This is a genomic window from Paenisporosarcina sp. P5_A11, assembly GCF_056400705.1.
Genome location: NZ_JBFUKT010000096.1, coordinates 1 through 12,065 on the forward strand (window position 1 = coordinate 1; position 12,065 = coordinate 12,065).

Consider the following 12,065-nt stretch of genomic DNA (forward strand, 5'->3'; position numbering starts at 1 on the left):
CCTATATCAAGACCGTGGTTACAGGATTTTACTGCCTCTTACCTAGGTAGTGGTAACTACCAAAAGTATGGTGCTACCGAAGTACAAGCACAAATTCTAGCATTAAATGAAGCTGGAATAAAAGAATACTTATTATGGAATGCCGGTAATCGTTATTCACCGGGTGTGGATTACACTCCCCTCAATAAATGAAAAAAGTTCTCTTTCTTATAGGAAGAGAACTTTTTTTTGAAAAGTGAAACCTTTTGCCGTTTACTTACGTATTATTATATGTAGGGAAAGAATATTAGATTGTCATTTTCATTTGCTAATTGAGAATAAGAAAAACTAGAATAATGAGTGTTTAGAATGTTAATTTAGCGGGTATATTTGTATGAGAACCACAAAAAAGTTAATAAACATAGGTTTTAACTATAAATTATTGCTAAAATGTGTCGCGTAAAAAAAAACTTGACTTTTCCTTGATATCTTATATTAAAATGAATAAATTTGTTGTATAATAAAAATATAAACCTATATAATAGTCATTCTAAATAAAAAGTCGTTACAATATATCTGTAGTTCTTTACACATTTGAAAGGAAGTGTTCCTATGATGGTAACATTGTTTACTTCTCCTAGCTGTACATCATGTAGAAAAGCGAAAGCATGGTTAGAAGAGCATGACATTCCATATACTGAGCGTAACATCTTTTCGGAACCGCTAAGTATTAGCGAAATTAAAGAAATTTTACGAATGACGGAAGATGGAACAGACGAGATTATTTCTACTCGATCAAAAATTTTCCAAAAGTTAAATGTAGATGTTGAAAGCTTACCCTTACAACGTTTGTATGAATTAATTCAAGAACATCCAGGACTTTTACGTCGTCCTATTATTTTAGATGAAAAACGCTTACAAGTAGGATACAACGAAGATGAAATTCGTCGTTTTTTACCTCGAAAAGTTCGAGCTTATCAATTGCTTGAAGCTCAACGTATGGTTAATTAAATTCGAATTAAAAATGGCTGATTGATTCTTCTTCTATGTATTTGAGAAGAATGGTCAGTCATTTTGCATTTTTAAGCTTGATAAAATTTGCGCTCTCTAATACAATTCTAATAAATTGTATTTTGCCAGAGTAGATGCATATCCTTTTCATTTCCTCTGGACCGTCATACAATAGAAACAGACACTGTATCGGTAAGCGGCTTGAAGTGTTGCTGTAAAAAGGGGAATCCCTTTAAAGCGATCGAAGGGAGATGTGTAAAATGGATATTGAACGAATTAATGAAAACACAGTAAAATTCTACATTTCATACATCGACATTGAAAAAAGAGGCTTCAGCCGAGATGAAATTTGGTTTAATCGAGATAAAAGTGAAGAACTCTTTTGGGAAATGATGGATGAAATTAATGATGAATCGGACTTTGAAGTTGAAGGTCCGCTATGGATTCAAGTTCATGCAATGGATAAAGGACTTGAAGTGACAGTAACTCGAGCACAAATAAATCGTGATGGAAAGAAAGTAGACTCCCCATTTGAAATGGACGACAAGGGTCAATATTTTTCTAATATGTCAGAAAGTTCATCAGAAGAACAATCTTATGATGAATATAGTGGTCTATTTACTGAAACAAATGAATCTCAAAATGAATTCACGTTTTTCGTGAAAGACTTTGAAGATTTAATTCCATTAGCTAAGCGTCTTGAATTACCTTCATATGTATCGACGTCTTTATTCGCTTATAAAGACCGGTATTACCTCTATGTCAATGCAGACGCAGAACTGATGGAAGAAGAAGAAATTAAAAACATGGTCAGTATTCTTACTGAATACGTAGATGGATCAACTGTAACCATCCACCGTTTGAAAGAATACGGAAAAGAAATTATGGCCGATGAAGTATTTGAGCAAGTACTTAAATACTTTAATTAAAATCCTCCCTTAACTGGGAGGATTTTTTATTTGCCTTTATATCAGAAAATTCGTAAAATAATAAGAAAGGAGGAATGTATATATTAACTGCATTAAAAGATAACGAAATAATGTTCACCATCACAAGAAGTATCACAAGAGAAGAGTTACTATTTTTGCGAAAAACGAGCAAATTTACATGCCCTCAGTGCGAAACCCCACTTCGCTTGAAAATTGGCAAAGTCGTAATTCCCCATTTCGCTCATATTATATTAACTAATTGTTTAACTTCCTTTTCCGAAAGAGAATCCCCCACCCATTTAATTGGAAAACAACATCTCGCCGAATTTTTTACCAGAGTAGGATGTAAAGTGTCAGTTGAAGCCTATATACCAAAGATTTCTCAACGACCGGATTTATTGGTGAGAAATAAAAGAAAAACCTTTGCTATTGAATTTCAATGTAGTGTAATACCAACTGTCGATATCGAAAAAAGAACTGCTGGATATTTACGAGTAAAAATACCTTCCATATGGTTACTTCGAACGCCCCCTAACATTCAATTAACCACGAAGGGTATCTCTCTCATAAAATTGACCAAGTTCATGCATGCTTTTATTAAAAATCTGCCTACTTCAGGAGCTACCATCATCACATATGATCCTTCGACAGCGAAGTTTATTTATTTTAGTCAATTAGTCCATATAAGTGGATCATCATTTTTAGCGAAGATACGAGCGTTGTCTATTGAACAACAAACGTTTCCATTTGCTCAAGTAAAAATGATAAGTAAAGAAGAGAGAGTAGATTACTGGAAACTATTTATGAATAAACGAGCAAGATTTTTGCACAATCGGATTCGATCGAGCTCATTTGGCGTTAGGGATCGTTTTTTAACCAACTGTTACGAAAACAAAGTTCGTCCAGAAAATTTACCTTTATGTATTGGTTTTCCGATACAGGATTCTCAGGTTATATTAGCGCATTTGGCCGAATGGCAATTAGAACTTATTTGTATACTTAGGCAACATCATATGGATGTTCATGATATCACTGACAAATGGCTTGAATCATATATTCTTACAAAATGTAAAGTTACTGATAAAGTAACTGCTTTAAAAGTTCTTACACGCTATTGTAAAGTCCTACAAATGCTTAACTATAATGTTTACACACCAATTTCAGAGATATTCATAAGTGAATCTATATTACTTGCACACTTTGAACAAGAAATAGTTGCAATACGTTGTGAAAATTGAGAAAATATAGTAGTTATTCGATTTTTCAATTAAATCGATTCGAGGGGGAAAACAAATGGCAGCAGAAACAAAAAACAAAATTTTAACTCGTAGTGAAGTCCCAACGGAATTAACTTGGAAACTTGAAGATGTTTTTTTAAGTGACGAAGCGTGGGAAAGTGAATACAAAGAAGTTAGTGAGCTAGCAGAAAAAGCAGATTCTTACAAAGGAACTTTTAAAAATGGAGCACAAGCATTATACGAAGCTTTAGCATATAAAGATGAAGTTTCAGAACGAATTTACCGTTTATATACGTATTCTCACATGCGCTATGATCAAGATACAACAAACAGTCATTATCAAGCGATGGATAGTCGTATCAAGAATTTGCTTGTAAAAGTTTCAACTGGATTATCATTTATGACCCCTGAAATTCTAGCATTAGATGAAGAGAAAGTATTGAGTTATATGAGTGAACATGAAGAATTAGGGTTATATAAACAAGTTCTTAAAGAAATTAACGAAATGCGTCCCCATGTATTACCTGCTGAACAAGAAGCATTGCTCGCTCAAGTTTCTGAAGTAACAAACGCATCATCTGAAACGTTCAGCATGTTAAATAATGCAGATTTAGAATTCCCTACAATAAAAGATGAGAATGGCGACGAACAGGAATTAACACACGGTCGATATTCACCCTTTCTTGAAAATGAAGACCGCAGAGTACGAGAAGACGCATTCCATGCAATGTACGCTACTTACGGGAAGTTCCGCAATACATTTGCCTCAACACTTGCTGGAAATGTTAAACGTGATAACGTAAATGCTCGTTTGCGCAACTACTCTTCAGCTCGCCATGCTGCTATGTCTGAAAATCAAATTCCTGAGCAGGTCTATGATAATTTAGTTGATACAGTKAACAAGAATTTGCACTTATTGCATCGTTATGTATCTCTTCGTAAAAAAGTTTTAGGACTTGATGAGTTGCATATGTGGGATCTTTACACACCACTTGTAAAAGAGACGAAAATGGAAATTCCTTATGAAGAAGCGAAAGGCATCATGCTTAAGAGTTTTGCTCCACTTGGTGAAGAATATGTTTCGATTGCCACTAAAGGGTTGGAAAATCGTTGGGTAGATGTTGTTGAAAATAAAGGCAAGCGTTCTGGTGCTTATTCTTCTGGTTCGTATGGGACAAACCCTTACGTATTGATGAACTGGCAAGATAATGTGAATAATTTATTCACTCTAGCTCATGAGTTTGGCCATAGTTTACACAGCTATTATTCACGTGCAAGCCAACCATTTGTTTATGGTAACTACTCGATATTCGTTGCAGAAGTAGCTTCAACATGTAATGAAGCATTGTTAAATGAATATATGTTAAAAACTATTGACGATGAGCAAAAACGTATCTACTTATTAAACTATTGGTTAGAAGGATTCCGCGGTACTGTATTCCGTCAAACGATGTTTGCCGAATTTGAACATTTAATTCACAAGATGGATCAAGATGGGGAAGCTCTAACTGCAGATAAATTAACCGAAGTTTACTATGATTTGAATAAAAAATATTTTGGAAATGATCTAGTAGTAGATGAGGAAATTGGTCTTGAATGGGCTCGAATTCCACATTTCTATTACAATTACTATGTGTACCAATATTCAACAGGTTATAGTGCTGCAGTGGCATTGAGTAATCAAATATTATCAGAAGGACAACCAGCTGTAGATCGATATATTAATAAATTCTTAAAAGCAGGTTGTTCGGATACACCGATTGAAGTACTGAAAAAAGCTGGTGTTGATATGACATCTGCATCTCCAATCGAAGAAGCATGTAAAGTTTTTGAAGAGAAGCTTAATGAGCTCGAAAAATTATTGTTGAAGTAAATAAATGACCTTTATCCTCAATGGATGAAGGTCTTTTTGTTATTAAAATATAATGTTTAAGATTAGTATTTATTTTGAGAGCATTACTGTAAACGCTTACTCTATGACGATTTTGTGAAAAAGATTGTGAAAGATTGATTTATCCGTTATGGCATGATATCGTTTAGATGTGAAATAAATCACATACAAACACACACCCCTTTGTTTGAACGTGAACATTTCTCCCATCCCCTTTGTGAAAAAAACCGCCTCTCCAGAAATGGAGTAGGCGGTTTTTTATTTATTTATTATAAGTTTTAAGTCGCCATTGATTGGTGTCTCCCATTGGGATACGGTCCAATTGTTGCAACAATGTACGTTTCTTTAATTCGCGTTCTGCAGCATAATTAGTAACGCCATAAATCGAGGCAACTTCTTTAGTTGATAATGTTTGATAACGGAAAAACAGTTCATCAAGCGTGGGTGGTTCTTGACGATTCAATTCGATATTTAACATCTCAGCTAAAATCTTCTCATACACTTCGTACGAATAAACACCACAAACTTTTAGACCTTCATCTTCAATACGTTCATTAAAAAACACCATACTTGGTGATTCAGTAACATCCATTTCATTACTGATATAGAGATCACATTGAAATGCACGTGTTGCTTCCTTAGACTGAATATCAGACTTGAATTCTTCAATATCCAAGTGTGCTTTTTCAGCAATTGACAATAAACTTGAATATGTCGCTACATTTTTAGTATCTAAGAATAACTGTTCTTGTAATTTTTGTAGATATCGTATGCCTGCTCTTTTTCCTTGAAGTTCTGCTGCTTTAATCGCAACTGAAGGAAGGGCTGGATGTGTAAAGTCGTCGTCATTTATATATTCATTTTTACAGAATGAATTAAGCGTAGAAAGTTTTGTGCTAAGGACAATCCGTAGCGTAAAATATTGTTCATATTCTACTTGTAACTTTCGCAAAATCGGTTGTAAATCAAAACTCAAGGAGCAAACTGGATCTATAAATGCGTATAGCTCAATTGGCTTTGTTGAACTCGTAGAAACTATCGCTTCGGGCGGAATCTGCAAGTTATTCACACGATTTCCTCCTCTTGGTCTGGCCGGTTCGTCATATGATGAGCCGTTAATACAAGGCGATGATAGAAATCATCGCGAATTTTACCCTCTAGTCCAACTTCATCCATTGCTAGAGCCATACACTCAAGCCAAGCTTGGGCTCTTTCTGGTGTAATCGGGAAGGGCATATGTCTTGCTCTTAACATTGGGTGTCCGTGTTCCTGTGAATATATATTTGGTCCGCCTAAATATTGAGTCAAAAATTGTTTTTGTTTACGAGCAGTTTCCGTCAAGTCTTCTGGAAATATAGGCTTAAGCTTTGGGTGTGCCGCTACTTTTTCGTAAAAGACATCAACAAGTTGCGACAATATTTCCGGACCAATTTCCTCATAAGGAATTATAGGTTTTCGGTTCATCTTTTGAACTCCTTTGCTTTCGCTGTATTCCCATTCTATCAACCTCACGGATTTTTCTCAAACAAATCGATTTTGGTAACGGTTGCATAATGTGTTAAGTGAATAAAATGTCTATTAATTATTAGTGAATAGCCAATGATAACTTCTTGTTACATGTTATTATCTTTTTGCAGCTTTCATGAAACGCGCAATTTTTTTAAGTGTTTGACGCTTAGGAATCTGATGATATTTGAGCAGTTCATTAAAGCTTTGTTGACCACTTGTGATATCGGTGACCTCATATTCAACCTCGTAATCTGTAATTCCTAAATAATCCGAACGATCTAAGACTAACAATCCACCTTGAAAGGATATTTCAGCCCGTTCAGTGCGAAGTGAACCGAATGCCAACAATAGCTCAGGTAGCTGCTGAAATTCACTGTAGTCTCGGGGGCTTATTGATTGATTAGAAAGAATTTCGTCTCTTTCAATGGCTGAAATCAAGTGTGTTGTTTCCATCATCGTATGGACGTTGTCAGTAGGTGCTTTTAACGTTAATTCATTGCGTTCTCCAACGACTCGCAACCGGAAGCCCATTAAAGAATCACGCAATTGATTATTTGTAGTATCAAAATAAGTATTGGTCTGGACATGAAAGTTTTGTTTTGAAATAGCAAAAGCTCTGCAGAGTGAATGAAACTCTTCTTCTTCTAATAGGTTTTTAAATTCTATTTCTTTTTGAATGGTCATAAGAATCACCGCCTTACTTCTTATTATCCTAAAAAAATTGCAAACTGCAACAAACGAGCAGCTGTGATAAAATATGAGGTAAGTAAAGTTTGAAAGGAAGAGCTAAAAATTGCGTAAAACTTATATTGTCGACAGCGGTGTTCAAAATGGTTCAGACATTCGCTTTTTATTACAAGAGAACCCTCAAGAAAACGAAGTAAAAGCAGGTGGTCAGTTAATTACTGATTCTGACAACTTTGCTTTTGTTTATTTAATGGATGTTGTAGATGGGTATATATATGTACAGTTTCCAAAGACTGTTTGGCCATTACTTGCTGCTTCACTTGATGCAGACAAAGAACCAGTATTAACTTGGGGACAGACTGAATTTTCACTCGACAATTTTCGAGAAGAATTAAGTATGCTCATCTTTAATATTGAAGGAAATCACAATTATGGTGAAGAGTTTTCAAGTGCAGTTGAAGAAGCATTTAAAGAGCAACTGTCACTATCATAAATTACGATAGCAGGGGTAAGGGGGACTCGTCATGGGTCAGTGGGAACGATTTTTAGAACCTTATAAACAAGCAGTTGATGAATTGAAAATTAAATTTAAAGGCATGAGAGCACAATACGAAATAGAAAATACAAACTCACCTATTGAGTTTGTGACCGGTCGAGTGAAACCTATTGCGAGTATTTATGATAAAACACTTGAAAAGGGTATCGCGTTTGAACCATCGACACGCTTGGCCCATGAATTACAAGATATTGCAGGTTTACGTATTATGTGCCAGTTTGTGGACGATATTGAAACGGTAGTCGAGTTATTACGTCAACGACACGATATTAGCGTTGTCGAAGAGCGTGATTATATATCACATGAAAAACCGAGTGGGTATCGTTCGTACCATATGATCGTTGAATATCCAGTTCAAACCCTTCATGGCAAGATTCACATATTAGTCGAAATTCAAATTCGTACATTAGCCATGAATTTCTGGGCATCAATTGAACATTCCTTAAACTATAAATATAAGGGACTATTTCCCGAAGAAATAAAAAATCGTTTACAAAGTGCAGCTGAAGCTGCTTTCCGCTTAGATGAAGAAATGTCACTAATACGTGATGAAATTCAAGAAGCACAGAAATATTTCAGCGAAAATAAAGAGAGTGGAAATGTCAATTTCTCAACCAATTCCAATGAAAGTAGGTCGAACCATTCATGAAATTTGCTATCCAATCACGTAATGATGATCACTCGAATGAACTAATGGATCGAGCGAAAACATATTTGACGGATTTTGGATTGGTGTGGAATGAAGAGTCACCTGATATCGTTATTTCGATTGGTGGAGATGGCACACTCCTACATGCCTTCCATCGATATCGGGAACAATTATCCACTGTAGCGTTTGTAGGAATCCACACAGGGCATTTAGGTTTTTATGCTGATTGGAAACCTGCTGAAATTGAAAAACTTGTAATTTCGATTGCTAAGAAGGAATTTGAAGTCATTCAATATCCGCTACTGGAAGCAACTATTAATTATCGTAATAACGATGAGCAAAGCGTCTACCTCGCTTTAAATGAAAGTACGATTAAATCCCCTGACGTGACCTTAGTGATGGATGTAGAGCTTAATGACAGCCATTTTGAACGGTTCCGTGGGGATGGACTGTGTATGTCAACGCCATCTGGGAGCACAGCTTACAATAAGGCACTCGGCGGGGCGGTCTTACATCCATCATTAGAGGCTATGCAATTAACAGAAATGGCCTCTATTAATAATCGAGTTTTCCGAACAGTGGGAGCACCACTAATTTTGCCTGCTCACCATACCTGCGTATTAAAACCAGTAAAAGCACCTGATTTTATGGTGACGATTGATCATTTACAATTGTTACATAAAGACGTTAAATCCATTCAATATCGTGTTGCAAAAGAAAAGGTACGATTCGCAAGGTTCCGCCCATTCCCATTTTGGAAACGCGTCCACGATTCGTTTATTGATAGCGATGTGTAATCAATTTACACTTACTTTTAAAGCTACGGAACAAATATTACTCCGCGAAGCTTTAGCTTCGTGGGGAATATCAAAAAGATCCTTAACGTCGATTAAATTTGATGGAGGTACTTTACTTGTAAATGGACAAGTAAAAACGGTCAGACATCCACTTGCAATAGGGGATGTAGTGACCGTTCTTTTTCCTTTAGAAGAAGTAAGTGAGGGATTGATTCGTCAAAAAGGGCCGCTCGACATTGTCTATGAAGATGATGTACTGTTCATTGTCAATAAACAACCTGGGCAAAGTACCATTCCTTCACGTGAACATCCGTCAGGAACATTAGCAAACTTTGTTGCGTATTATTATGAGCAAATGTCTATTCCTTCAACAGTGCATATTTTGACTCGTCTGGACAAGGATACGTCAGGATTAGTGTGTTTAGTGAAAAATCGGCACATCCATCACATCATGAGTCACAATCACGTGATGAATAAAACTTATGAAGCCATTGTCCATGGAAAAGTTAGCGATGATTGTCAGGAAATAATTGCGCCAATTGGTCGTAAAAGTAGTAGTATTATTGAGCGTGAGGTACGAGAAGATGGCCATTTTGCTCATACAGATGTCGACGTAATTCGACATCATGCTAATTTTTCTCACGTGAAGTGTCTGCTTCACACTGGAAGAACACATCAAATTCGCGTTCATTTAGCTCATATTGGTCATCCAATCGTTGGAGATGATTTATATGGAGGAAGCGTAGCTCAAATTTCTCGGCAGGCACTTCATTGTGCATCAGTGGACATCAAACATCCACTGACAGGAAAAATGCTGACTTTTACAAGACCAATGCCAGAAGATATGAAGAATTTGCTTTCTTAATCTGCAAATTTGTGAAACTTTTCTGACACGTAATGTTGAAGAGACGGTACAGACACTATTTCTAACTCAGGGTATCGCAATGCAGATAATTTCCCTCCAAATACACAACCCGTGTCAATGTTGATCGTATTGTTTTTAAAGCGTGCTTCTTTTGTTGGTGTGTGTCCGTAAACAATCCATGTAGAACCTTTATAATGCTTTGCCCAGTCTCTTCGAATAGGTCTACCATCTGGAAGACATTCGCCGGTAATATCACCGTACAACACAAAAGTGCTGATTTTTTTGTTAATAGGTTTACCAATCATATCTTGCCGAATACCTGCATGAGCAATGACAAGCTGATCATTGTCAAGAGATTGATACAATGGCAGAGCCTCATAAAAAGATATAAACCTTTTCCTGAAATGTATTTTTTTGCCTATAGGTAACTGGTTAAACTCTTCGACAGTTGTTTCCAAACCATGACTAACTTGCACGTTACTTCCTTTTAAAAATCGATAAAGTTTATTACAGTGATTTCCCGGGCAATAATTTAGGTTCCTTGCATCTTGCATAGCGAATAACAACTCTAAGACTGCAAGTGATTGAGGTCCTCTATCAGTAGCATCACCCACAAATGCAAGCTTGCGACCTGGTGGATGTACAAATACACCCTTATCCTGTTGATAGCCTAACTTTGAAATTAATGAGATTAGTTCTACATAGCAACCGTGTATATCACCAATAATGTCATACGACAATTCATTCACCTCTCTAAAATAAAGTATTGCGGTATCATAAGTCTAACCATACAATGTAAAAAGTAGAAATGAAAACATTTTAAAGAAAGGAGGGAGCATACATGATAGAAGAGCGTAAGAATAATGAAGAAAATGAATTAGATGCTGAACAATTATTGTCATTGTTAAATGAACACCAAGTTGACGCATTTAGAGAAGAATTTTTAGCGCTACATCCGTATGATCAGGCACAATTTTTTGAAAAGGTGGGACCTGACAGTAGGCAAATTATCTATCAGTATCTCTCTCCAAAAGAAATGGCCGAAATTTTTCAATCAATTGAACTCGATGATGATGAATATGCGCCATTCTTAAAAGAAATGGAAACAATGTATGCTGCTGATATGTTATCCGAAATGTATGCGGATGATGCAGTAGACGTTTTGAATGAGCTAGGTAAAGATCAAGTAGCCAGCTATTTAACCATTATGGATAATGAATCAGCTCAAGAGATTAAAGATTTATTGCACTATGAAGAGTATACGGCTGGTTCAATTATGACGACCGAATATGTTGCGATTCCGGAAAATTCAACTGCGCGATCAGCCATGACGATCTTACGTAATGCAGCACCAGAAGCCGAAACCATATACTATTTATTTGTTGTTAACGATGACCATCAGTTAACAGGTGTCGTATCATTGCGTGATTTAATTATGGCAGAAGAGGATACGTTAATTCGTTCGATTCGAAACGATCGGGTGGTCAGTGTTTCCGTTAGTGAAGATCAAGAAGAAGTTGCTAGAATGATTAAGGATTATGATTTTTTAGCAGTGCCAGTCGTCGATTTTGAAAATCATTTACTTGGAATTATCACGGTTGATGATATATTAGATGTTTTAGAAGAAGAAGCTAATGACGATTACTCTAAATTAGCAGCCGTCTCAGAGATGGACACGTTTGATAAAGGACCTCTAATTGCTGCTAAAAAAAGACTGCCATGGCTTATTATTTTATTATTTTTAGGCATGTTTACAGCGAGTTTAATGGGGATATTTGAAGAAACATTAGATAAAGTGGCGATATTAGCCGTCTTTATTCCTCTAATAGCAGGAATGGCAGGAAATAGTGGTACCCAGGCACTAGCTGTAGCAGTTAGAGGTATCGCAACTGGTGATATCGCAGAACAAAGCAAAATGAAATTATTAATGCGTGAAGCGGGTACTGGTCTAATT

General features: G+C 36.1%; 14 protein-coding genes. 10 read left to right on the plus strand and 4 right to left on the minus strand.

Features of this window, described 5'->3' with window-relative positions; genetic code table 11:
* From AC1DOS_RS12930 to pepF, 5 genes are all read left to right on the plus strand, one after another.
* Window positions 1-192: putative glycoside hydrolase (locus AC1DOS_RS12930; RefSeq protein WP_477537838.1), on the plus strand; the 192-nt coding region annotated here is incomplete at its 5' end.
* A gap of 402 nt (window positions 193-594) precedes the next feature.
* Entirely contained in the window at window positions 595-990 is a 396-nt protein-coding gene (gene spxA, locus AC1DOS_RS12935; protein ID WP_162920212.1) for a transcriptional regulator SpxA, read from the plus strand.
* A 260-nt stretch (window positions 991-1,250) separates the two neighbouring features.
* A complete protein-coding gene (gene mecA / locus AC1DOS_RS12940; RefSeq protein ID WP_477537839.1) occupies window positions 1,251-1,919 on the plus strand; it encodes an adaptor protein MecA in 669 nt (222 codons plus the stop codon).
* Between the two features lie 110 nt (window positions 1,920-2,029).
* The gene (locus AC1DOS_RS12945; protein ID WP_477537849.1) at window positions 2,030-3,157 is read left to right on the plus strand and encodes a competence protein CoiA; all 1,128 of its coding nucleotides are present in this window, start codon (window positions 2,030-2,032) and stop codon (window positions 3,155-3,157) included.
* A gap of 55 nt (window positions 3,158-3,212) precedes the next feature.
* Entirely contained in the window at window positions 3,213-5,030 is a 1,818-nt protein-coding gene (gene pepF / locus AC1DOS_RS12950; RefSeq protein WP_477537840.1) for an oligoendopeptidase F, read from the plus strand.
* A 280-nt stretch (window positions 5,031-5,310) separates the two neighbouring features.
* On the opposite strand, the gene AC1DOS_RS12955 is transcribed toward pepF, so the two are convergent.
* The 3 genes from AC1DOS_RS12955 to AC1DOS_RS12965 all read right to left on the minus strand — a co-directional run bounded on the left by AC1DOS_RS12955 (window position 5,311) and on the right by AC1DOS_RS12965 (window position 7,241).
* Window positions 5,311-6,117, minus strand: a complete 807-nt coding sequence (locus AC1DOS_RS12955) for a ClpXP adapter SpxH family protein (RefSeq protein WP_477537841.1) — start codon at window positions 6,115-6,117, stop codon at window positions 5,311-5,313.
* Complete coding sequence (locus tag AC1DOS_RS12960; RefSeq protein WP_477537842.1) at window positions 6,114-6,512, minus strand: globin domain-containing protein; 399 nt, start codon at window positions 6,510-6,512, stop codon at window positions 6,114-6,116. The genes AC1DOS_RS12955 and AC1DOS_RS12960 overlap by 4 nt, the downstream gene beginning before the upstream one ends.
* A gap of 159 nt (window positions 6,513-6,671) precedes the next feature.
* A complete protein-coding gene (locus tag AC1DOS_RS12965; protein ID WP_477537843.1) occupies window positions 6,672-7,241 on the minus strand; it encodes a CYTH domain-containing protein in 570 nt (189 codons plus the stop codon).
* 109 nt (window positions 7,242-7,350) lie between these two features.
* Between AC1DOS_RS12965 and AC1DOS_RS12970 the strand changes: the two genes are divergently transcribed.
* The 4 genes from AC1DOS_RS12970 to AC1DOS_RS12985 are packed head-to-tail and all read left to right on the plus strand — an operon-like array spanning window position 7,351 to window position 10,111.
* Window positions 7,351-7,737, plus strand: a complete 387-nt coding sequence (locus AC1DOS_RS12970; RefSeq protein ID WP_477537844.1) for a UPF0738 family protein — start codon at window positions 7,351-7,353, stop codon at window positions 7,735-7,737.
* 31 nt (window positions 7,738-7,768) lie between these two features.
* Window positions 7,769-8,449: a GTP diphosphokinase gene (yjbM, locus tag AC1DOS_RS12975; RefSeq protein ID WP_477537845.1), complete on the plus strand. Its 681-nt coding sequence runs from the start codon at window positions 7,769-7,771 to the stop codon at window positions 8,447-8,449.
* Entirely contained in the window at window positions 8,446-9,246 is an 801-nt protein-coding gene (locus tag AC1DOS_RS12980; RefSeq protein WP_477537846.1) for an NAD kinase, read from the plus strand. Before yjbM ends, AC1DOS_RS12980 begins: the two co-directional genes overlap by 4 nt.
* A complete protein-coding gene (locus AC1DOS_RS12985; RefSeq protein WP_477537850.1) occupies window positions 9,239-10,111 on the plus strand; it encodes an RluA family pseudouridine synthase in 873 nt (290 codons plus the stop codon). Before AC1DOS_RS12980 ends, AC1DOS_RS12985 begins: the two co-directional genes overlap by 8 nt.
* Here the strand turns inward: AC1DOS_RS12985 and prpE are convergent.
* On the minus strand, window positions 10,108-10,851 hold the full coding sequence (gene prpE / locus AC1DOS_RS12990; protein ID WP_477537847.1) for a bis(5'-nucleosyl)-tetraphosphatase PrpE: 744 nt from the start codon (window positions 10,849-10,851) through the stop codon (window positions 10,108-10,110). The two genes, AC1DOS_RS12985 and prpE, sit on opposite strands and share 4 nt — an antisense overlap.
* A 101-nt stretch (window positions 10,852-10,952) precedes the next feature.
* Here prpE and mgtE point away from each other — a divergent pair.
* On the plus strand, window positions 10,953-12,065 hold a 1,113-nt coding region (gene mgtE / locus AC1DOS_RS12995; protein ID WP_477537848.1), incomplete at its 3' end, for a magnesium transporter.

Excerpts from the sequence above, each read along its gene's own strand:
- AC1DOS_RS12945 (WP_477537849.1), top strand. The coding sequence starts at position 2,030 with ATGTTCACCATCACAAGAAGTATCACAAGAGAAGAGTTACTATTTTTG.
- AC1DOS_RS12985 (WP_477537850.1), top strand. The coding sequence starts at position 9,239 with ATGTGTAATCAATTTACACTTACTTTTAAAGCTACGGAACAAATATTA.
- AC1DOS_RS12965 (WP_477537843.1), bottom strand. The coding sequence starts at position 7,241 with ATGACCATTCAAAAAGAAATAGAATTTAAAAACCTATTAGAAGAAGAA.
- spxA (WP_162920212.1), top strand. The coding sequence starts at position 595 with ATGGTAACATTGTTTACTTCTCCTAGCTGTACATCATGTAGAAAAGCG.
- yjbM (WP_477537845.1), top strand. The coding sequence starts at position 7,769 with ATGGGTCAGTGGGAACGATTTTTAGAACCTTATAAACAAGCAGTTGAT.
- AC1DOS_RS12980 (WP_477537846.1), top strand. The coding sequence starts at position 8,446 with ATGAAATTTGCTATCCAATCACGTAATGATGATCACTCGAATGAACTA.
- AC1DOS_RS12960 (WP_477537842.1), bottom strand. The coding sequence starts at position 6,512 with ATGAACCGAAAACCTATAATTCCTTATGAGGAAATTGGTCCGGAAATA.
- mecA (WP_477537839.1), top strand. The coding sequence starts at position 1,251 with ATGGATATTGAACGAATTAATGAAAACACAGTAAAATTCTACATTTCA.